This window comes from Paenibacillus sp. WLX2291 (assembly GCF_046603665.1).
GTDB lineage: Bacteria > Bacillota > Bacilli > Paenibacillales > Paenibacillaceae > Saccharibacillus.
Genome location: NZ_CP176755.1, coordinates 967,501 through 989,148, shown reverse-complemented (window position 1 = coordinate 989,148; position 21,648 = coordinate 967,501). Strand labels below are relative to the sequence as shown.

The window sequence follows — 21,648 nt, the reverse complement described above, 5'->3', positions numbered from 1 at the left end:
ATCATACGCTCATAATCATCACGCAACATCCACTTACTTCGGCTCCGTGCCCCATACCAGCTTACCTTGCTGGTACACAGTCACTTTACTCCACTTGGCAAATGTCGTACTGCCATTGTTGTACGAGTAATCATTGCTCTCATTAAAGTTACTCCAGTCTGCCGGATGAATGCGTGCCTGTACTTCGCCGCTTTGTCCGCCAGCCGCAATATTACCTGCACCGCTACCAAATGAGAATTCTACATACCGGTTCGCCTGTGTTTTTCCTGTCAATGCTTTGGATACGGTGCTTACATTGGATGCTCCGACTTTTGCCCAATCGATATACGTCTGGTCGCCGGATTTGCCATCATTGTTAAAATAATACCGTACCTTCAGATCACTCAGCTTGACCGCTGTACTGCCGGTATTCTGAATATTGAACACGGGACGAATCGCGTTATCAGACGGATTGTTATCTCCGCTACGGAATTGCAGTACCAACGATCCAGTACCAGTCGAAGGCGTTCCCGGCTGAGTTGGCGTTGTACTGCCTCCGCCTGTACCCGGATCAGGAGTAGTCGTTCCACCACCATTGCCCGTTCCCGGTGTTGTTGTACTGCCACCATCTGTGCTGGTGCTGCCCGCTTTGATTTGCTGTTTAACAAATTTACCCGAAGCGGTCAGATTGGCATCCGTCCATCCGCCCGTCGTGCTTGCTCCCGATGCCAGCGCAGCGGACGCTTCGCCTTTATCCGACAGCGACCAGTTTACCCAGCTAATATTACGGCTGTTGAGGAAGTCGATCCATGTCTTCGATTCGGTCAGAAATGGACCGCCACTGCCAGACGCATCACTTGTTCCCCACTCACTTACGAAAATAGCCGCTCCTTTGCCGCGCGCATAATCGATCCGATCACGTAGCGATTGCCCGTGTGTACCCGCGTAGAAATGCAGTGCGTACATCGTGTTCGCATCTGGCAGCTGGTTGTCAGCTGCATCGTGAATATCCTGACTCCATGTACCTGTACCGACGATGATCACATTATCCGGATCTTTTGCGCGAATACTTTGTGTTACATCCAGCGCATAAGGACGAATCTGCCCGTTCCAGTTCACATTCCCATTCGGCTCATTGGCAATCTCATATATGACATTTGGCAGACTGCCATACGATCCTGCCATTTCACTGAAAAAGCTTTTCGCCTGTGTTTTGTAAATGTTCGGATCGCCGTCCGACAGAATATGCCAGTCGATGATAATATACACACCCAGCTCCTTCGCCGCAGCGACGGCTTCCTTGACCTTATTCGCTACTGCCGGATTGGAAATGTATCCGTTCTCGGCTGTATACATCGCTACTCGGAACACGGAGATGCCCCAGTCATCACGCAACCATTTCATCGTATCCTTGTTTACGTAATTGCCATACCATTGCAGACCGTGCGAGCTAATCCCGCGCAGTTGCACTACTTTGCCGCTAGCATCGACCAGCTTACCGCCCGAAATCTTCAGCTGTCCATGCTGCTGAACAGGTGTTGTTGCCGCATACGCTGGTGCCGACCATGAGCCTGCTGTGAGCGAAAAGGCAAGTACTACCGTTGCCGCTCCTGCTGTCCATTTCTTGACTTTGTTTCTCCACATGATTCCCATTCCCCTTTGCATGGTTTTCCCGTTTCGCACATCTTGTAGACTGACGTGGTTGCTGTATTTCGCGAATGTGCAACGGGTGATTATGCAGTATCTTTTGTTGCCTTCGTCAGTATATCCATTTTATAACCAAATTAATATATTTTTACCATAAAATGAATATAAAGTTCCAGAACGTGGGAAAAGGGAATCATGTGCAAACTAGCCCCTTACAACGCGTTTTGGCACTTTTCAAGAGGGCTAGCTAGCTATCTTTGCTCTTCTATTGGTTAACTCAGCGGGTCATGTAACGAAAAGTCCCGGTTTGCCGGGAAGCTTCAACGGCTGTTATTGCGGCGCCATAGACGAATCAACGTGATCACTACAAAAATCGCGATCACAATGAAGATAATTCCTACCCCTTGCAAGATCAAATACGCAATATTCATATGCTGCACTCCTTCCATCCTTGCCTACAATCGTGATGAAATGTCTGTTGCCATCATTTTAACATAGCGGTTATAGATCTTGCAGATAACGAGAACACTTTGCCAAACAGTGCCAGATTTCCTGTGTACACATACAAAGAAACCGGCTCATGTCTCAGCCGGTTTCCTTGTACTGTGTTACTCTGCGACTTCTTCGCTACTGTTTCGCATACATGATCAATATGGACATTTGAATCGTCAAAATTGCCGTAAAGTATACATCAACTTTGTACATGTCAACAGACGTCACTTGGTCTCTACTACAAACATAGTTATTTTACTCGCCCTATTGCTACAACAGCAGGTTGCGACTTTTTCGTTTCCCGATACATGCGAACTGCTCCATAGCTGCAAAACAGCCAGAACAAGATCATAAATGTCTTGAACCACCAAGCGTCATATTCCGCCCACAATGCACTGACCGCGCTCGCCAATGTTACGAATCCGGTCAAACCTGCCAGCCAAAAGCGCTTGAGGCGCGTATCGCCCTTGCTGTCCTTTTGCTGTTCATACATCTGATACATGAGCAATTGCGCCATCAGAGCAACACCGAAAAACGCCATATGCGACATCACGCCAAAGATCCGCGCGAGCACGATCCAGACGACAATAACTTCAATCCACCGAATGATACGCCCTTTACCGAAAAAATACTTCATCTTATCCCTCCACCGCCAATAACGATAATATTTAATTACCTTTACTACGCGGTAAGGATATTGTGGTTACAATTTGAAAGGATAGAGTTGGAGCAAAATGACCGATACGAAGCATCTGTCACCATTCGTTCAAAATCAGTTTGCCTTTATGAATTGTACTGGACAGAGACTCAATTATCATCATTTCCGGTCTAATGGCGGCGGCTGTACGTCAATATCCAGCACCTGCTCCGCCTGATCCACATAATGCTGATCCAGCGTTACTTTGACCCGACCTTGCCGACGCTTCTCCCGCCATTCACGCAGCTGTTGCTCACTATCCAATCGCAGTTCTGCCAGCTCCCATGCCCGGTCGAACATATACTTGCTCGTATACAGTAGCGTATAAATGCCCTGTCCTCCCGGCACAATTGCTTGCTTCAACTGCTGCCACGTATCCACCGTGAATTTGACGTACAACTGCTCATCCCGCTTCTCGTCACGCGGCAATTCGGCAATTTGTCTGCGCTGTACAATCTGCCAGCCTGTCACCCGTCCATAGTACCGAATCCCTGCCAGCTCTGCGCCAAACAATCGCTTCGACTGGTACATCGCTACATATTCCAGCGAAGTGACCTGCTGTACATCACCCAGATTACGTAGCGGCACATGGTAAAATCGGTGTTCCAACGCCAACTCCACCTGCTCTGATCCACGCACCGATCCAACCAGCATATTGCGCTGACGCTGCTGCATAACATCCGTATAATACTCGTCTGTGCGTTGCGGCACCGTTGCCCGCTCGTATGCCTTTTCCGGGCTATCGGCAATCAGCTCATCCAGAAACTGCTCGACTAGCGACGTCGCATTCGGTAGAAATGGCAATGCACCGACATTGATTTTACGAACACTTTGATAAAAATGGTGCTGCTTGTACTGCTGCTCATTCCCATATGGAAACAACACATACGCCCCGTACATACTGCGTTCATACCGCGAAGTCGAATCTTCCGTAGTATGATCCTCTGCCAGATGTACAATCGCGTCCCGGTACCGATGCATCGTATTTATATCGTCTTCCTGCGGTCCCGGGAACTTATACCGCCGATGATATTCCGATTCCGGCTCCGCTACATCCAGCTTGTACTTGGCATCGAAAATAAAGCTGTACTCCTTTTCCAATCCCGCATCCAACTTGCGCAGCGATAGCACACTGTCCGGTCGCTGCGGCAATGTCGGCAACCAACGCTGCTGCGATGAACGGTTGTAGTACAGCACAAAGATTTCTCCAGTACGCGGATGACGATACTGCATACGTGACTGTTTTCCCGTGTCCAGTGTGACGAACAATCCCGCATGATTGAGCCGAATGACGTCCTGCTGCACCAATTGGTATTTGCTCGCCATCAGCTCGTTCAGCTTGAGAAAGCACCAGTATTCATACAGCTCGGAGATTTCTTTCATTGATAATCGCAGGACATCACTCTGGATCGACAAGCCTTTGAGCAAGGTCAGATAATATCGGTACATCTCCCGATACCCCGGCGCCATCTGCATGACCAGACTAATGCTCATACTGCGCATTGGAGTTAACGCCTGCAACCATTCCGCATCCAGCATTCGCTCCATCCGCCGCATCATCTGATTCACCTGCATCGAAAAATGCTCGTCGTAGCTGCGACTACGGAAATTGCTCGGCTTGCTCAGCTGCACATACTGATCTCGCAATTGCACCAGTTTGCCCATAATCCGCTCCAACATCCAGCGCAGCAACCGATTCTCTGCCGTATCGTACGACAGATGCTTGACCGTATCCAATAGCCGTGTCGGACGATACGCTTCGCCGCCGATCTGAATTGTACCGCGAGCAGGAGTAATCGGATGACTGCTATGAATTCCTCTATTGTCGTTTACACTTCTACTATTCGCCCTTGTTCTGTCATCCCGTACATGTTCCAAATACTGCGGATGCTTGGCAAGGTAATCGCTATTCCGCCGCCCCGGACGCTTGGCAAGTGCCGCCTTACGCATCTCCAGTTCCTTCTCCATCCGGTGATGCGGTTGTCTGCCGATCCGCTCCATCGCCCGCTCCATTTGCTCAAACAAATGCGAGATAATCGAGAAAAACTCCGTCAGACTTTGCCGCTCACTACTGCGCAGCGACACCGACTGATACGTCCGTTTTAGAAAGTCAAAGCTCAGATTGTACACCTGCCGATTCACATCTTGTAGCAGCATGGCGTAATCGTCACGGTAGTCGATTTTGGATGGAAACACTTCTAGCTCCAGCGATAACAAACGCTCGTTACCCGCGCGCAGCTCTAGTTCACTAAACCCCACTTCATTGCGGAAATTCAGCAGCCCGGACAACACTCGATTTCCTTTCTCACTAACCGCTTCCCGTAAATACCGATTCTCATGATAAAAGTGTACACGCTGCGCGATTCCGTCTGCTTTTTCGTACACAAACTCATAATTTTGTTGCTCATAAAAGCAAGGCAACACCAGCATATGCACATTCCATTCCACCAGCCGTCCTTCCAGCGGCGAAAACACATTGACATTATGCACCTGCACATCCGGCGACAGCGATACACATTTCAGATGCGCGTCCATCCACTTCCCCTGCTCCCGGTGTAACTCCAACGTCTCCACCGACGGATGGTACGGTCGCCCCTCGATGTACAGAGTACCAATATTCGTTCCTACCTCTAGCAGCCGCACCGTCTGTTCCGGGTTCATCATGACACCTCCTTCGGTATGTGTATGTTCACGCGTTATTCATCAATGCACCCAATACGACGTAAATCCATCCTCATCCAAGCGACGGATCATATACACCAGCTTGCGCGCACTATCTGGATAATCCGCTTCTGGCGGCGTATTTCCTGTTTCCCAGCTATCCCAGAAATTCTCATCATCCTCCAGCGGCGACGGCACACGCACATTGCCTTTCAGACACCATTCCAGTAAACGCACTAATGCCCGCCGCACTGCCATCTGACTGCCTTGAATACGTGGCAAAATCTTTTGCAGCAATTGCAGATCGAATGCCTCTTCTTCTCGCATCAGCCCAAAGCGCTCATTGTACACCGCATAAAAGCAAACCGCATCCCGAATCCGGTACCCCACATGCGCATGAATGCTCTCTAATACTGCATTCACCTGCACCAGTCGCTCCGTCGTACGCACCACCAGTTCCCGGTATTCCCCAATGGCATCCTTCAACTGCAAATAATCACTACGCAAAAATCCCTGCTCCACCGGCACAACTTCCACACTCTGCGCGTTATCCGCTGCATCATCTGGTAACTGCATCAGATCAATATGGTGAAACTCAATCGTATTCGCCCGATCCAGCACCCGTTTGCTAAACGGATACGTCGTCTCGTCCATATTCACCGTGCCGACGATATATACATTGTCCGGTATACCAAGATGCCCGTACATCACACGATCCTCTTCCAATTGCAGCATCCCGGCGGCAATCAGCGGATCAGTGACGATTCGGCGCTCGCCTTTGGTAGCGGAGGATTGCTGTTGCCACGCACTATCGACATTGTTACCATTTGCCGAATTGCTATTACCAAAAGGTCCTTCGCTATTGGAAGTTCTGCCGCTAGGTGCTCTACTGATGTTGGATATCGTATTATTATTTGGTATCCTATCGCTGTTGGATATCTTACTGCTATGCGATAATCCATTACGACCAGATGTTGTATTTGCTGAGCGGCTGCGCATGTGAATGGAACCCTGCTCTGTCTCATCTTCCCAATTGTCCGGATAACCAGATCCATCCTTATTTATACGTGCTGGACGCTCATCTCCCCAATCCGAACGAGACCTAGGATCAGCCCCATCCCAATGATCATCATGATCAGTATGCCCATCCACTAATCCATATTCATCATCAGCAACATGTCCATGCTTCCCAGCCGTCAAATCAGAACGTTCCGCTGCATTCTGTCCATTCCCCCGCTGCACTCTCTCACTTCGCTTCGTATCTGCATCCGTATGCACGGTTGCACCAACACCGTAATCCGTACGACCTGGATACGATCTTCCACCAGCATCAACATTGCCATCATTGTGCTTTTGCATATACTCAGAACCATCGCTGTACGCATGTTCATGACCATCACTGTACACATACTCCTGCCATCGCTCCGGCGACGAATACAGATGCTCACTCTCCTGCCGCCATTTCTGCGTTTCCAGCAGACTCATCATATCGCTAAAATAATGCTCCACCCGCGCCAAATTCATCTCATCCAGACAGACAAAATAAGGCTTCTTCCGATTCTCTGGACGCGAAGCCTCGCGAATGACCAGCGTCAACGGTCCCGGCTGAAACATACCTGACAGATCACGGTACCCAATCAACTCCGCCGGATCACTCCAATCCGGGCGCACCGGAATGAGCGTAAACTGACCATTCTCCGCCGTCGCTCCAACCGCTTCCGCAAACAGCCGCACGAGCCGCGTCTTGCCCGTTCCTGAAATACCCGCCAAAATAACAAAAGGTCGCGTTTTCAGCGACAAATAGAAGTTATACGTAAGCTGCTCTGGAAAATAAAACCCATTTCCTGCTATATGCTCATGCACCTGCTCCAGCACACTAGATACATCCCGGTCGCGCAGCCGCGGCGTATATACATCACCACCATCATCCTCCTGCACCTGCGTCGTCCACACCGTATTCGGCGTAATCGCTGTGCTCTCGATGTAAAACATATAACTATCCATCGCATCCCACAAATCCGTCACCAGCTGTTCATTGTCCGGCAAACGCTCCGTATCATACGCAAAATAAGCAATCGTCGACGTCTGGTAATCGTCCCCGAGCCGCCCATCCCCAAGATCAATATCATCCGAGAGCTTCATCCGCCCCGCTGGCAACTTCTCCCGAATCACCCGCGCCCGTTCTTGCAAATACGTCTGACTTTCACTGCGTCCCAGATGAGTACGCACTTCATTCAACCCTTGATTCAACGTTAGATAGAGCCGCTTCATATCCGCCGAAAACAGATATGCCACATACACCCCACGCTGAATCGTATCCGTCAATTGCGGATACATCACCGCAATCCAAGGAATCGTCGCCCAATTGCTCCCACTGCCCACCGACCCTTGCACCTTAAAATGATTATGCACAAACGGCAGTGATCGCAAATGCTGCGGAATCTCCTTCCGCACATACTTCGCAAGCGGATGTCCAGTCAACGGCTGCTGCTTGGCAAGCAGATAGTTGCCGATGATATTGAACAAGTCCTCCCGTAGTGAAAAGTCGGACTGTGGTGGAGCATAGTACGTGTCGAGTTCATCGAGAGTATAATGGTACAATTCATCCAACACCGCCGGATTTAGCTGACTGTACAGCTCCGGTTTGAAGCCGATCGTGTAGCCGGAGCTGGGATAGTCGAGAATGGAAGACAATGCATCAATTGGCGTATCTACCACATACTGCACCCGCTTCACCGGCATATCCGCCCACCGAAACGCAATCCGCGACGGCGGCGCATCCACAGGCATACTACGCGCTTCCCGCTTCTGAAAATATTCCAAAAAGCGCTCCTTGATCCGTGTCATCGAAACTTCCCGTTCGCGAGTGGCGCGCATCTCGTCGATGAGTACGAGGATGAGAACCATTTTGTATGATTTTTGTCTGTGAAGGAAAATATTTTGGAGTTCTATTGGTAAGGTCATTGGTATTCTCCTATAAGTAAAAGTTTGTACTAATTATCTTCGTTTTGCGATGTTGTCTTAATATGCTGTACACTTTATAAATAAATTCAATCTATACTATTTATATTAACCTATTCATTTGAATAGTAAAAAAAGTGCCTCTTTACAGACAATTATATCTGAAGAGCCACCTTCTACTATTACTAACTTAAATCATAACTTTTCTGGATCAATTCTTTAACTTTTTCAAGCTGTTTCGGATTTCCAATCATAACTTCCAGATCTCCGGTGCCATAATGTCCGATTTTGCGAACATCTCTCGTGAATCCATTCTCAAGTTCAACTGAATCTGGATTAACTTTTAAATATATACCGATCTTTTTTGTTTGCGGGTGAATTTCAACACATGCAAAATTTTTTATTCTTTTAAAAGCAACATAATACTTTAACGTATTGACTTGCACATCATCTCCAAGAGCTATCATGTAAGCCCTCAGTTCTTCAAACCAATCTACTAACTCAGGGCTTGCTTGAGAAAGATACTCTGATACTGTTTTGTATACTATTTTCGATTCAGTACCCATATCATGTTCGACGGGCACATTTGCTGTTGTCGCATTTACTAGATCAAGCATCAATAGTTCTTCATCATATCGTTTATATGTATATAACTCGATATTACGATTAATTTGCTGTACCGCATGCTCATCATATTTAGTAAATCCACCAGCTATACATAGTAAACGCGGAGCATTCCAATCAACTTCTTTCGATACTTCTAAGCCTAAGCGATCCATAACGAGCAATTTAAATTCTGCTTGATGATCCATCAACCAATCCAGATAATATAATCCCTGATTAATTACATTCTCATTCGTTGCTCGCTTATATTCAATAATAACAGGTGAGTTGTTTTCATCAATTCCGAGTGTGTCAATACGTCCACCATGCCGTTTACCAGTGGAATATTCCGATGCCAAAAAACGTACACCAATTAATGCTTCCAAGTTACGTTCCATCAAAGTTTGCAAAGACTTCTCAACAGCGATGGTATAGCCATTTAACTCTTCTACTCCTTCATTCGTTAATCGAAACAATTTAATATCTCCCATTATACAATTCGTCCTCTCCAATATAATCTCATTCGTTATTTCATCCTCCTGCTTCTCCAACCTACAATCACCAAAGATACGATAATCCCCACAAACAAATACAGGATTTCTAGTATACTTTGATATGCTATTGAAGACAGCTGAATATGAGCGAACAGAACATACTTCCCAAATATGTACCATATACATAGACAAACAATGAATAATACTACACTGATCCACTTTTTCATTATAAAACCCACCTATTTCACTATTAAAAACTCAAACTTCCATACCTGAAGAAACAAGCATATTATGATGCTCATTTCTCCAGTACATATCTAGCTACCTCTACACCCTAACTTGCTCACAGCGAAAATATTCAAACTCCCCGCTGCCGCATCGCCTCAAACAACAACACCGTCGAAGCCATCGCCGCATTCAGCGACTCCGCCTGCCCCTGCATCGGAATCAACACATGCTCCTCCACCAACGCCGCCGTCTGCTCGGAAATCCCTTTCCCCTCGTTCCCGATCACAATCCAAGCCCCACTGCGGAAGTCATACTCATAACACGACGTACTCCCTTGCAGTGACGTACTAATCAACCGCGCCCCCTGCTCCTTCGCCGCTGGTAGAACTTCCATCAGATCACTCTCCAACACTGGCAAATGAAACAGCGATCCCATCGTCGAGCGAATCGTCTTCGGATTATACAAATCCGCACAGCCTTTCCCAAGTACAATTCCCTTCGCCCCAGACGCATCCGCACTGCGAATAATCGTTCCTACATTACCAGGGTCCTGTACACCATCCAATACCATCACAATCCCCTGTCCATCCGTCAAAAGCGTCGACAGCAGCGCATTACGCTTGTACACAATCGCGAACACTGGCTGTGGTGTCTTCGTATCGGTACACTTTTCCAGCACCGCTTGCGACACCGCCACATACTGTGCACCACCAGAGTAAGCGGAGATATCCTCTCTCAGCTCTGCCGGAATGCCTTTGTCCGTATCATATACGATATATTGAATATCCCAGTCACTGCGCAGCGCTTCGCTCACCAGATGAATGCCTTCGATAATAAACTTCTCCTGCTTATCGCGGTGCTTCTTTTCCAGCAGCTGCGCCCATTCTTTCACACGGGCATTTTGAGTCGATAGTATCTCCATTTAGCTCTCCATATCCATTTCCATTTTGATCAGATCATGTTTTTGACCGACGATGACGAGGATATCGTCTTGTTCGAGACGTTCCTGTGGTGCCGGTGCGATATTCATATGATTGTTGCGTTTGATCGCCATTACGTTGCAGCTGTAGCGAGCGCGGATATTCAGTTCGATCAGGTTCTGACCGACCATGCCTTCGGATGCGAGCATCTCTACGATGCTGTAATCGTCGGACAGTTCGATATAATCCAGCACGTTCGGCGAGGTCAGATGATGCGCAACCCGCACCCCCATATCGCGTTCTGGGAAAATGACTTTGTCCGCACCGATCCGCTGCACCACTTTGGCATGCAGATCGTTTTGCGCTTTGACGAGAATCGTCGGGATTTCCATTTCCTTCAGGATCAGGGTCGTCAGAATGCTCGACTGGATATCCTCCCCAATCGCCACAACGACGACGTCAAAGTTGCGTAGTCCAATTGCACGTAGTGCTTCTTCATCTGTAGAGTCTGCGACCACTGCCTGTGTGACAATCGCTGATACTTCTTGTACCCGATGTTCATCTGAATCGATTGCCAGCACGTCAAAGCCCATTTCGCTCAGCGTTTTGGCAATACTGGAACCGAAACGTCCGATTCCGATGACGGCATATTGCTTTCTGCCCATATTGTACCTCCACCATTTCCACCATTATTCTCAAATAAAAAGCAGATCGCCCGGCAGGCCAGTGCACTGCTGCATGCTGCCAGACAATCTGCGATTGTATGCTGTATAACCTATTTTCCAAACCAATACTTTTTATGCGTAAAAGTACACTGCTTGGCTTTACAGAAAGTACTATTCATAACAGACACATTTAGCTCGTTCTACATCTGTCTGTTATACAGACTGTCTATACTTTACGGTGCCGTTTGCAGAAATTGGGCATCTGGATTTTTCTCCATTGCCGTTCTCATCGCATACTCGTTTTCAAAAGAACAACATAGTTGCCTTTTTTGTCCTTCACTAGCGTCGAGTTAATGCGGAATTTGGACGGATCGAGATTGTCGGCTACGATCCAGCGAGCAAATTGGAACGGCATACGCTGCAATTGCACATCTACGCCATACTCATTTTTCATCCGATATTCGAACACTTCAAATTGCAGCTGACCGACAACACCAAGAATGATATCGTCGAAGCTGACTGCATTGAATACCTGGATCGTACCTTCCTCGGTCAATTGATCCAGACCTTTTTGGTACTGCTTGTATTTCAATGCGTTTTTCGCTGTAACTTTGGCGAAGATTTCCGGTGAGAACGTTGGCAGTTCATCGAAGACGATGCCCCCGCCCTGACTCAGAGAATCTCCAATTCGGAAAATACCCGGATCGAACAAACCGATAATATCGCCCGGATACGCATCTTCGACAATATCCCGATCCTGCGCCAGAAATTGCTGCGGTTGCGCCAGCTTAATGTCTTTGCCCACACGTACGTGCTTCACGCTCATGCCACGCTCAAACTTACCGGACACGATACGCAGGAATGCGATACGGTCGCGGTGAGCAGGGTTCATATTGGCTTGGATTTTGAATACATATCCGCTGAATTTCTCATTCGTTGGTTCGATCATGCCTTCGGTGCTGCGACGTGGTTCCGGCTTCGGTGCCAGCTCCAAGAAGTTCTCCAAGAACGTCTGCAATCCAAAGTTATTGATCGCACTGCCAAAGAAGATTGGCGTCAGTTCACCGCGCATAACTTTTTCATAGTCAAATGGATCGCCCGCTACGTCCAGCAGCTCAATATCCTGACTCAGCTGCTCATACAAAAACTCGCCTGCCATTTCCTTGATCAGCGGATCGCGGTAGTCTTCCACCTTGCGTACTTCAATCGTGGAATGGTCATCGCCTTGGAACAGCTCAACCTGCGTTTTCATCCGGTCGTATACGCCGCATAGCTCACGTCCCATACCGATTGGCCAGTTCATTGGAACCGAACGAATACCGAGCACTTGCTCCAATTCTTCCATCAGGTCGAACGGACTTTGACCTTCACGGTCGAGTTTGTTAATAAACGTAAAGATCGGAATGCCACGCTGTGCACAGACTTTGAACAATTTGATCGTCTGTGCCTCGACACCTTTTGCAACGTCAATCAGCATGACCGCCGCATCGGCAGCAGTCAACGTACGATACGTATCTTCACTGAAATCTTGGTGACCCGGAGTATCCAGAATGTTAATCCGGTGTCCATTATAGTCAAACTGCATCACGGAAGACGTAACCGAGATTCCGCGCTGCTTCTCAATTTCCATCCAGTCACTGGTCGCGTGTTTGCTTGCTTTACGCGCTTTGACCGTACCTGCAAGACGAATCGCGCCCCCGAATAGCAGTAGCTTTTCCGTCAGTGTTGTTTTCCCCGCATCCGGGTGAGAAATAATTGCAAACGTTCTGCGTTTATCGACTTCACGCTGCAATTGTGTATCTATCGTTTTACTCATGTTCATGTTCCCTTCATCGCTTAAATAGACTGCTCTCATTGTACCATATCCACAGCAAAAACACTCTTATGAATGGCAATCACAAGAGTGTTTTATCGTTAAAAATCGCTGTATTTATTGTACGTGATGCGGCGGGCAGTGTCTATCCTCTTTTACCGACTGTTCGCCGTCCAGATTACATCATCCTCGTCCTGGCCGTTGACTGGCCACCAATGGAAGCCATCTTGCTCCAGCAGTTGATGCGTTTCTACAGGTCCCCATGAACCGGCAGGATAATTTTTCACATCTTCTGGGTGCTGTTTCCATGCATTGTCGATATGGTCGATAAAGCTCCACGCCGCTGCCACTTCATCCCAGCGGGTAAAGTACGTGGAATCGCCCTGTGCCGCGTCTTCCAGCAATCGTTCATATGCTTCAGGCGAATTGATACCGATCATACAGCTTTGGCAGAACTCCATCGCCAGCGGCTGAATTTCGGAATCAGAACCCGGCTTTTTGGCGTTGATCTTCACATAAATGCCTTCCATCGGATTGACCCGGATCACGAGCAGATTCGGTTCCAGATTATGACGCTGACCGAGATACACATTGGTTGGCGTACGCTTGAACTCAACAATAATCTCTGTCGTTTTGACCGGCAGACGTTTACCGGTACGAATGTAAAAAGGCACACCCGCCCAGCGGAAGCTGTCTACGAACAGACGCGCGGCAAAATACGTCTCCGTTGTCGAATTCGGATCAACTTTATCTTCTTCTCGATAACCCGGCAGTTCTTTGCCTTTGGACTGACCAGCTGTATATTGCGCACGTACTACATTTTGATCTACATCCTCTGAATTTAAGTAGGGACGCAGTGAACGCAGCACTTTCACCTTTTCATCATGAATGTCTTCCGCTAGCAGGCGACTTGGCGGCTCCATTGCGATCATCGCCAGCATTTGCAGCATATGATTTTGCCCCATATCGCGCAGCGCACCGGAATGGTCGTAATACCCACCACGCTCTTCTACGCCCACCGTTTCACTCAGCGTAATCTGCACATTCGCAATATGCTGATTGTTCCAAAGCGGCTCGAAAAAGGCATTGCCGAAGCGAATCACTTCAATATTCTGCACCATCTCTTTGCCGAGATAATGATCAATCCGGAAAATCTCATCTTCTTTAAACACTTCCGTAATCTCGCCATTCAGCTTACGTGCCGATTCCAGATCATAACCAAAGGGCTTCTCAATGACCAGACGATTCCAGCCATCCGCATCCAGCATGCCGCCATCCCGCAGATTGGTCGACACACTTCCAAACAATTCCGGTGCCAATGCAAGGAAGAATAGCCGATTCCCCGGAATGCTATATTTCTGTTCCAATGCTTCGGTCTGCTCATTCAATTCGCGGAATCCGTCTACATTGTTAATATCCAATGATTTATATTCAAAATGCTGCGCAAATGTATCCCAGTCTTCATCCTGCCGCACTTTATATCGGCAAAATTCATCAATCGAATCCCGCACATTCACACGGAACTCTTCATTCGTACGCGGACGACGCGCCACCCCGATGACTGCAAAATCCTCTGCCAGCTTGCCTTCACGATACAAACTGTAGATCGCCGGAAATAGTTTACGACTCGCCAGATCACCGGTAGCTCCGAAAATGAAAAATACTGCGCTGGGCGCCTGCAATGATTCCAAAGTTTGATTATCCGTCATGGCTCCTCCACTTTCTATGTAAATTTTTGTTTTACCGCAGAGTGAACAAGGTGCTGCTGTACTGTACAAAAATCACGCTGGTGAGATAGTGCTCATGATGCCATTTTGATCAATCGTATTTTACCATAATTACCCGATTCCATACCATCTGACCACCTATCAAAAGTACTTATACCTTGTAAAGTTAAAATTGATATCGCTTACGTAATCAAAAAGCTGACTTACGCAATCAGCATACCAATGTACCAAAAAACCGGCAACCACGAAGTGCCGGTTTTCTATTCATGTATATCAGATAGGCGTTTTAGGTTGGTCAATTCAGTAATCACAAAATGATATACTTCTCATTTCGCTACCAATACGGATAAGCCATAGGGCTCTTACAGCTCTTACAGCTCTTACAGCTCTTACAGCTCTTACAGCTCTTACAGCTCTTACAGCTTTTACAGCTTTTGTAGCTTCTATATACAAACTCTTACACTAAGATTTTATATACGCTCTCAAACAACCTTTTACAGCAAACTACCCATTCTATCATTCCGCCAGACCATTTTTGTACGCATAAATCGCTGCCTGCGTTCGATCTTCCACACCCAACTTGGCGAGCAGATTGGTCACATGAAATTTCACCGTTTTGATCCCGATGATTAGATCATCCGCAATATCCTGATTGGATTTCCCTTGTGCCAGTAAACGCAGTACATCCATCTCCCGCTCAGTCAGTTGTTCATGCAATGCACGCTCGGCTGGTTCACGAAAACGGCTCATCATTTTGGAAGCAACTTGCGACTCTAATACCGATTGACCGCGTACCGCTGCACGTATCGCATCGGCAATTTCGCTTGCACGAGATGTTTTGAGCAAATAACTAAATGCACCTGCTTCAATGACCGGATACATTTTCTCGTCATCCAAATAGCTGGTCAGCACGATCACTTTACAGTTCGGATTAATTTCCAGCACCTTACGTGTCGCTTCGATCCCATCCATTCCATCCATCACCAGATCCATCAGCACAACGTCTGGATGATACTCCTGCGCTAATCGGATTCCGTCATTCCCATTACTTGCCTCGCCAACGACCTCAATCCCATCTTCCGTATCGAGCACCGCCGCCAGACCAATACGCACCATCTCATGATCATCGACCAGCAGCACCTTGATCAGTTCACTGTTATCCATCTTATTATGCCCACCCGCTTTCTTCTGTGTGTAATGTCACGATCGGCACAACGATCTCAATCCGAGTCCCTTTCCCCGGTGCCGTAATATACTGAATCGTACCGCCAACTTCATTCACGCGCTCTCGCATCGTAGACAATCCGTATGACGTCTGCTTCGTCTCATCCAGATCAAAGCCTACACCATCATCGCGCAACGTCACTCGTACAGCGTCCACTTTTTGCAAAATACGAATCTCCATCCGGTTCGCCTTAGCATGACGAAGCGTGTTGGATAGCGCTTCCTGTACAATACGGAATAGATGATTCTCCACCCCTTTGACAAGCCGAAGGTCTTCATCCATATCTAGCACAATATCCATCGGAATCTTCGTTTGTAGCTCATGCACCAGCTCACTAATGCCCTGATATAATCGTTTTCCTTCCAAATAGACCGGTCTTAAATGGAGTAATAACGCCCGCATCTCCGACTGCGCCACTGACGACATTTCTTCAATCAGCTGTACTTGCCGCTTCGCTCGATCCGGGTCTTTGTCAAATGTACGTCCTACCGCAGTCGCTGTCATCGAAATCGCAAATAACTGCTGAGATACCGCATCATGCAATTCGCGTGCCAGCCGTTGCCGTTCTTCAATAATCGCCGATACCCGCGCCTGTTCGGCAAGCTGTGCATTATTAGTAGATAACCGCTGCAAGCTGGAGATCTGATCGCCCCACTTTTTACCGATGCGATCCATTTGCTCGCCAAGCCGCGTCCACTCATCACTGCCCCATTCCGGTGCTGTCTGTGACCAGCTTCCCTTTTCCCACATAAGCAGTGTCTCCCGCAGCTTATCAATCCGCATCTTGAGCCGCAGTGAATGATACAGTCCAAACAATGCCCCGATCACCATCACCGGAATACATAGCGCAATGCCTGTGCGCAGCCACGCTTCCCAAGAATCTTCCAGATCCAGATGGCCAGACGTATACAGCACATACATCACTACAATCAACAAAAGGACTGCCAATAGCACCCCTTCACTCATGCTGCGAACAATCATGTCAGCAGATTTTCGTTTCGTCATCTATGTATCCCTCCGTCCCGACATCGGCTTAACTGCATCTTGTCACAGCCTTCTCATTAACCGCATACTTAAATCCGTATATACAATATACAGTACCAATCCAAAATGAATATGAAATGTACATTATTTGCACTAATTAGATACGGTTACAAATAAGCCTTCTCTAACGATCCGCCCTTCATTCGTTCCTACCCAAAAGACAGATGCAATCGAGAAATCCTAACATCTCCTCCCAATATCCACCCATCCCGCCGGTTCCATACTACAGGAAATCCAATCACCAACCAACTCATTCATCCCACTCAAACAGCCCTATACATTTCCACCTATTATTATAGAAAACAAATCCGCTCTCATTACTCTCTATCCCAACGAGTTATAGCAAAACAAAACTACAACTACAACTACAACTACAACTACAACTACAACTACAACTACAACTACAACTACAACTACAACTACAACTACAGACTAATTATGCCGACAGTCTGATATTCAAGTCACCTGCCACATAAAATACAACCAACTTCACCCGCTGCACACTGCTGCCATAATTCGCTGATGTCCACTGCACTCGGTTCAATACTCCCTGTCTGCGCTCTACGCCAGACCGACGATCCGGATCAAACCCAATCTGCCCAAACAGCACATGTGCTTCAATCTCCACACCATACTCCTCTGGAATCGTAAAATCAAGATCACCAATAATCCCCTGAAAGTACAACACAGTCTCCGCATCCTCAGCCATTGCCAGTGACAAATCATAATCAATATCGCCGATGGCATGCCACAAACTACTGCTTTGCATCAACCATGGATCACGATTATGTTGCGACGTATTGATAAAATTCTGCTTCGCATGATGCTTCTGCCCACGGTGCGCCTTATTCGCTCGGAAATAAAACCATCCCAGCGAGATCAACACAATACCTAGAACCAATGCCAAATGATCCAACAACAACAGCCCTGTGCCAATCGACAAACAAATATACCCCTGCTTCATTTTACCTTTGCGTAATCCAAGTACGCCGATCAGCAGCAAAAGAAGAGCGACAATCGTAAAAAAGCCAAAAAACGGTCCTAGCAAAATCAGCATTCCCAGCCCGATTAACACTACCGCAGCTGCATCTCTTTTTCTGTTCATGTCACCCCTCCTTTACCGCCCATCCCAGGCATGTAGTGGAAAAGCCATACTGCATGCATCAGACACACGCTGTATGGCTTAACCTATCTAACTATATCATATTACGAACGTATCTTGAACTCATATCAACATTCCAATTATCTACGTGTATTACGAAATATTTCTTTGTAATCACTTGGTACGTATACACTTATTGGAATCAATATTGCTGACTAGAATATATCTTCAATTTACGCATATCAATCATTGTCTTCATCAATGCTGTTTATTAGATTCGATGTTGCGAGACTGATCAATGCGTCGATTCGTCAGCAGGTCGTGCACTGGATTCAATTGTTTTAGGTGTGGATGGACCTGCCAGTTTGCTTTTCAGCAGATTCAGCTGCTCATCTACTTTGAGTTGCTTTTCAGCCTGCTCAGCATTGATATATGGAGTATTATAGCCGGAGCTATTGTAAGGAACACGCAGTACGTCGGCTTCCGCTTCCATTTGCATGATTTTTTCTTCCATACGGCTAAATCCAAGCGATGCGCTACCACGGTTCAAAGAGTCACCGGAGCTAACTTTCGCCATTTGTTTTTTCGCTTTCGCCATTTGAGCACGGGATACCAGCTCATTGCGTTTGTTACGCATTTTGTAAAATTCGTCTTTCATTTCATGCAATTGAGTCATCAGACCAGCTACTTGCTCTTTCGCCTGTGCATGCATATCGCCATATTCTACATACTTCTGATCAAAGTACAATTTTTCTTCCAGCAGACGACGCGCCACTTCTTCCTGTCCACTTTTCAGTGCTGCGGTTGCTTGGCTTTCACGTTGTGCCGCCATACGACCTGCTTCTTCCAAACGCTGCTTCATACGGCGCTCGTTCGCCATTTGTTTTGCTACCGTCACCTCGGATTGATGAATCTCAGCTTCCATATCGCGCAGATACTGGTTCAGCATCACAATCGGATCTTCCACCTTATCCAGCATTTCATTCACCGATGCCTTTGTCATATCTTTCAATCTTTTAAATACTCCCATGTTATTGTTCTCCCTTCTCGTATTGAGCAATTTTTTTGCGAAGCTCTTCAACTTCCTTGCGCAGTGCTTTTGTTTCGATATTTTTCATCATAGAGTCCAAGTCAGCGGTTGCTTTGTTTACTGGCTCCGGCTGTTCGTAAGGTGGGCGATTTTGGCCAAAATAACGCGTATTGCTTTTATGCGGCTCAGCATACTTATCTGGCTCATAGGCATTCTGGGAAGTTCCCCAATACCCGCCATACGTATGACGTTCACCACCATAACGATCCTGTTCAAAACGAGGATCATGTGCATCCGGACCAAAATCGAACGGACGATACATAGGCGGTTCTTTTGGTACGATGAAGATCGCAATTAGATAGATCAAGATCGTAGTTCCACCAGTGAACGGAATACTCAGAATAAGCAGTATCCGCAGTAGCGTCGGGTTGATCTGAAAATAATGCCCCAATCCGCCCGTCAATCCGGATAACATCCGGTCATTGCTCGACCGGTACAACTTCGGTCGCATATTCAGCCCTCCTTCCGCTGCTGATCAAGCTTGCGTCTCAGACGCTCAAGCTCGGCATCAAGTGCAATCGCACTGGCGGGATCAGAACCACCGGATGGATAACTGTCCATCTGACGTACATCGCGTACCGCTTTGGCTTCAAGCTCCCAATCAGAGATGCGATCTTCCAGTCGATTAAAGGAAGGCATGTTGCCGCCTCCATTGCCAAAACGTCGATTCATCTGCTGCTGTAAACGAAGTGTTTCCATGCGAGCATGATAATATTCACGTTTGCTATACACAATCTGATATTCCGATTTCAGCGTATTCAACTGATACTCGATCTCGTTGAGCGCTTCTTTATTTTTATCCAGCAAATCACGATACTGGTTTTCCTTTTCTTCATACATAACCTTTTCCTGCAAAGCCATACGTGCCAATTCTTCCTCTTCCGCTTTTAGAGCTAACAGCGCTTGTTCTTCACGTTTCTGTCTCATTGCAGATGCTTTTTCCACATGATGATTCAGTTGACGTGTGTGATGCGAAATGCTGTTATGCAACTGCTCTGCCTCTGCAATCTCCTGACGAGTATCTAGCAAAAACTGATCAATCAACCGAACCGGGTCCTGACTTTGTTCCAACTTTTCATTTAAAGTCGCTACGGTGATATCCCGTATACGTTTGAACATGTTCATGGGTAAATGCTCCCTCCCTTACTGTAGTGCACGAATTGGTCATTCCACTTCATCATTCAACGTTCGAACGCAATCAGTACGTTTGATGACGATTCTTGAGCATATAGACACCACCAACAACAAGAGCAATACCAAGAACTGGTCCGATTAAGAAAGAAAGTTTGGAGAAAAGAATACATGCTCCGATGATTGCTAGTACGAAGCCAAGAACTTTACGTCCACTTTGAAGCGCATAATAACCAAGTGCAATCAATGCAACTGGGAAGAGCAGTCCGATCAAATGCCCCATCAGACTATGTAAAACAGGAACGAATTTTCCGAATACAATCAATGCCCCGATAACAATCAGTCCGACAGCTGCAACACTTTTCCGATTAATATTCACTGTACTCACCTCCCTTAATACTCGATTGCCTTATAACTACATTCTAAAGAAAATGATAGCATTGCAAAATGGACCGGGGATGGTATTTTGACCTAGACCTTAGACGGGGAGTATATAGGAAAATGAACGTTATAAAGCAATTCTCCTTCAATGCAATATAAAATAACAAATAATACAATACAAACAACAAAAAAAGCTCATTAGCACATGAACTTCTTCATGAACTAATGAGCTTATAATTTAAAAAGATACGCGCCCTAAGAGATTCGAACTCCTGACCTTTTGATTCGTAGTCAAACGCTCTATCCAGCTGAGCTAAGGGCGCTTAATAAAATACTGGAGGCGCCACCCAGATTCGAACTGGGGATAAAGCTTTTGCAGAGCTGTGCCTTACCACTTGGCTATGGCGCCATATAAAATTGAAATGGAGCGGACGACGGGAATCGAACCCGCGACCCTCGCCTTGGCAAGGCGATGCTCTACCGCTGAGCCACGTCCGCTCAATGAAGTAATGGCAGGGGATACAGGATTCGAACCTGTGCGTGACGGAGTCAAAGTCCGTTGCCTTACCGCTTGGCTAATCCCCTATAAAAGGGCGATCGACGGGAATTGAACCCGCGAATGTCGGAGTCACAGTCCGATGCGTTAACCCCTTCGCCACGACCGCCAAAATATGAAAAGTGAATAAAATATAATATGGCAGGGGCAGCAGGAATTGAACCCACACTAACGGTTTTGGAGACCGCTGTTCTACCTTTAAACTATGCCCCTATAAAACTGGTGGAGGCTG

At 47.1% G+C, this 21,648-nt stretch carries 15 protein-coding genes, 7 tRNA genes and 1 pseudogene (1 of these 23 only partly in view); all 23 read right to left on the bottom strand.

All coding sequences use genetic code 11. The features are described from left to right. Positions 1-33 precede the first annotated feature (33 nt). Complete coding sequence (locus ACDE64_RS04355; RefSeq protein ID WP_411349099.1) at positions 34-1,623, bottom strand: cellulase family glycosylhydrolase; 1,590 nt, start codon at positions 1,621-1,623, stop codon at positions 34-36. Between the two features lie 745 nt (positions 1,624-2,368). Continuing rightward, on the bottom strand, positions 2,369-2,755 hold the full coding sequence (locus ACDE64_RS04350) for a hypothetical protein (protein WP_411349098.1): 387 nt from the start codon (positions 2,753-2,755) through the stop codon (positions 2,369-2,371). Positions 2,756-2,935: 180 nt separating this feature from the next. Next, positions 2,936-5,479: a DUF2357 domain-containing protein gene (locus ACDE64_RS04345; RefSeq protein WP_411349097.1), complete on the bottom strand. Its 2,544-nt coding sequence runs from the start codon at positions 5,477-5,479 to the stop codon at positions 2,936-2,938. 39 nt (positions 5,480-5,518) lie between these two features. Then, positions 5,519-8,440: an MrcB family domain-containing protein gene (locus ACDE64_RS04340; RefSeq protein WP_411349096.1), complete on the bottom strand. Its 2,922-nt coding sequence runs from the start codon at positions 8,438-8,440 to the stop codon at positions 5,519-5,521. Positions 8,441-8,622: 182 nt separating this feature from the next. Further along, the gene (locus ACDE64_RS04335; protein WP_411349095.1) at positions 8,623-9,531 is read right to left on the bottom strand and encodes a DUF5655 domain-containing protein; all 909 of its coding nucleotides are present in this window, start codon (positions 9,529-9,531) and stop codon (positions 8,623-8,625) included. 361 nt (positions 9,532-9,892) lie between these two features. Beyond that, positions 9,893-10,684 (bottom strand): TrmH family RNA methyltransferase, encoded by a 792-nt coding sequence (locus tag ACDE64_RS04330; protein WP_411349094.1) that lies wholly within the window; start codon positions 10,682-10,684, stop codon positions 9,893-9,895. Then, positions 10,685-11,347 carry a potassium channel family protein gene (locus tag ACDE64_RS04325; RefSeq protein ID WP_411345260.1) on the bottom strand — a complete coding sequence of 221 codons (663 nt, stop codon included), beginning with the start codon at positions 11,345-11,347 and terminating at the stop codon, positions 10,685-10,687. Positions 11,348-11,580: 233 nt separating this feature from the next. Then, positions 11,581-13,163, bottom strand: a pseudogene (locus tag ACDE64_RS04320) (peptide chain release factor 3). A gap of 152 nt (positions 13,164-13,315) precedes the next feature. Continuing rightward, the gene (gene zwf, locus ACDE64_RS04315) at positions 13,316-14,869 is read right to left on the bottom strand and encodes a glucose-6-phosphate dehydrogenase (RefSeq protein ID WP_411349093.1); all 1,554 of its coding nucleotides are present in this window, start codon (positions 14,867-14,869) and stop codon (positions 13,316-13,318) included. A gap of 534 nt (positions 14,870-15,403) precedes the next feature. Next, positions 15,404-16,051, bottom strand: coding sequence for a response regulator transcription factor (locus ACDE64_RS04310; RefSeq protein ID WP_367053761.1), 648 nt, complete (start codon positions 16,049-16,051; stop codon positions 15,404-15,406). 4 nt (positions 16,052-16,055) lie between these two features. Further along, positions 16,056-17,117, bottom strand: coding sequence for a sensor histidine kinase (locus ACDE64_RS04305; RefSeq protein ID WP_411349092.1), 1,062 nt, complete (start codon positions 17,115-17,117; stop codon positions 16,056-16,058). 475 nt (positions 17,118-17,592) lie between these two features. Further along, positions 17,593-18,261 carry a cell wall-active antibiotics response protein LiaF gene (liaF, locus tag ACDE64_RS04300; RefSeq protein ID WP_411349091.1) on the bottom strand — a complete coding sequence of 223 codons (669 nt, stop codon included), beginning with the start codon at positions 18,259-18,261 and terminating at the stop codon, positions 17,593-17,595. Positions 18,262-18,553: 292 nt separating this feature from the next. After that, positions 18,554-19,288, bottom strand: coding sequence for a PspA/IM30 family protein (locus tag ACDE64_RS04295; protein ID WP_411345255.1), 735 nt, complete (start codon positions 19,286-19,288; stop codon positions 18,554-18,556). 1 nt (position 19,289) lies between these two features. Then, the gene (locus ACDE64_RS04290; RefSeq protein ID WP_411345254.1) at positions 19,290-19,799 is read right to left on the bottom strand and encodes a PspC domain-containing protein; all 510 of its coding nucleotides are present in this window, start codon (positions 19,797-19,799) and stop codon (positions 19,290-19,292) included. A 2-nt stretch (positions 19,800-19,801) separates the two neighbouring features. Next, the gene (locus ACDE64_RS04285; protein ID WP_411349090.1) at positions 19,802-20,473 is read right to left on the bottom strand and encodes a PspA/IM30 family protein; all 672 of its coding nucleotides are present in this window, start codon (positions 20,471-20,473) and stop codon (positions 19,802-19,804) included. A gap of 73 nt (positions 20,474-20,546) precedes the next feature. Continuing rightward, the gene (locus ACDE64_RS04280) at positions 20,547-20,858 is read right to left on the bottom strand and encodes a hypothetical protein (RefSeq protein ID WP_411349089.1); all 312 of its coding nucleotides are present in this window, start codon (positions 20,856-20,858) and stop codon (positions 20,547-20,549) included. A 251-nt stretch (positions 20,859-21,109) separates the two neighbouring features. Then, positions 21,110-21,183: transfer RNA gene (locus tag ACDE64_RS04275), tRNA-Arg, on the bottom strand. Between the two features lie 12 nt (positions 21,184-21,195). Continuing rightward, positions 21,196-21,269: transfer RNA gene (locus tag ACDE64_RS04270), tRNA-Cys, on the bottom strand. A 14-nt stretch (positions 21,270-21,283) separates the two neighbouring features. Beyond that, a tRNA-Gly gene (locus ACDE64_RS04265) sits at positions 21,284-21,358 on the bottom strand. A gap of 12 nt (positions 21,359-21,370) precedes the next feature. Continuing rightward, positions 21,371-21,445 (bottom strand) — tRNA-Gln (locus tag ACDE64_RS04260). Between the two features lie 7 nt (positions 21,446-21,452). After that, positions 21,453-21,525 (bottom strand) — tRNA-His (locus tag ACDE64_RS04255). Between the two features lie 30 nt (positions 21,526-21,555). Next, positions 21,556-21,629: transfer RNA gene (locus tag ACDE64_RS04250), tRNA-Trp, on the bottom strand. 7 nt (positions 21,630-21,636) lie between these two features. Beyond that, a tRNA-Tyr gene (locus ACDE64_RS04245) sits at positions 21,637-21,648 on the bottom strand (it continues 73 nt past the right edge of the window).

What these genes read in the sequence shown, in the direction of transcription:
- ACDE64_RS04355 (WP_411349099.1), bottom strand. Translation starts at nt 1,623, where the DNA reads ATGTGGAGAAACAAAGTCAAGAAATGGACAGCAGGAGCGGCAACGGTA.
- ACDE64_RS04350 (WP_411349098.1), bottom strand. Translation starts at nt 2,755, where the DNA reads ATGAAGTATTTTTTCGGTAAAGGGCGTATCATTCGGTGGATTGAAGTT.
- ACDE64_RS04345 (WP_411349097.1), bottom strand. Translation starts at nt 5,479, where the DNA reads ATGATGAACCCGGAACAGACGGTGCGGCTGCTAGAGGTAGGAACGAAT.
- ACDE64_RS04340 (WP_411349096.1), bottom strand. Translation starts at nt 8,440, where the DNA reads ATGACCTTACCAATAGAACTCCAAAATATTTTCCTTCACAGACAAAAA.
- ACDE64_RS04335 (WP_411349095.1), bottom strand. Translation starts at nt 9,531, where the DNA reads ATGGGAGATATTAAATTGTTTCGATTAACGAATGAAGGAGTAGAAGAG.
- ACDE64_RS04330 (WP_411349094.1), bottom strand. Translation starts at nt 10,684, where the DNA reads ATGGAGATACTATCGACTCAAAATGCCCGTGTGAAAGAATGGGCGCAG.
- ACDE64_RS04325 (WP_411345260.1), bottom strand. Translation starts at nt 11,347, where the DNA reads ATGGGCAGAAAGCAATATGCCGTCATCGGAATCGGACGTTTCGGTTCC.
- zwf (WP_411349093.1), bottom strand. Translation starts at nt 14,869, where the DNA reads ATGACGGATAATCAAACTTTGGAATCATTGCAGGCGCCCAGCGCAGTA.
- ACDE64_RS04310 (WP_367053761.1), bottom strand. Translation starts at nt 16,051, where the DNA reads ATGGATAACAGTGAACTGATCAAGGTGCTGCTGGTCGATGATCATGAG.
- ACDE64_RS04305 (WP_411349092.1), bottom strand. Translation starts at nt 17,117, where the DNA reads ATGACGAAACGAAAATCTGCTGACATGATTGTTCGCAGCATGAGTGAA.
- liaF (WP_411349091.1), bottom strand. Translation starts at nt 18,261, where the DNA reads ATGAACAGAAAAAGAGATGCAGCTGCGGTAGTGTTAATCGGGCTGGGA.
- ACDE64_RS04295 (WP_411345255.1), bottom strand. Translation starts at nt 19,288, where the DNA reads ATGGGAGTATTTAAAAGATTGAAAGATATGACAAAGGCATCGGTGAAT.
- ACDE64_RS04290 (WP_411345254.1), bottom strand. Translation starts at nt 19,799, where the DNA reads ATGCGACCGAAGTTGTACCGGTCGAGCAATGACCGGATGTTATCCGGA.
- ACDE64_RS04285 (WP_411349090.1), bottom strand. Translation starts at nt 20,473, where the DNA reads ATGAACATGTTCAAACGTATACGGGATATCACCGTAGCGACTTTAAAT.